Annotated in this window: 1 pseudogene; it reads right to left on the bottom strand. The window is 53.9% G+C overall.

The window, feature by feature from the left end:
- Positions 1 to 206: pseudogene (gene ulaD, locus FDX22_RS24635) on the bottom strand (3-keto-L-gulonate-6-phosphate decarboxylase UlaD); the annotation flags it as partial.

Genomic DNA, 206 nt, shown 5'->3' with positions numbered 1-206 from the left:
GTGGTGTTGATATCGGCACAGCAGATGACAGTAATCCAGTCAGCGTTGGCTTCGAAACACATGCGGGAGAGGATTTTGCCCGCGTCGGCAATTTTAGCGTCCGCCAGCACTATTTTATGCGGGTAAAGCGCCTTCAGATCGCGAACGGCACGAACGCCCTCTGCCACGCAAAGAATCGTACCCACCTCGATGATATCGACCTCTTC

The organism is Citrobacter sp. TBCS-14 (assembly GCF_005280805.1).
Lineage (GTDB): Bacteria > Pseudomonadota > Gammaproteobacteria > Enterobacterales > Enterobacteriaceae > Citrobacter > Citrobacter gillenii.
This window is presented reverse-complemented; position numbering and strand designations above follow the sequence as displayed.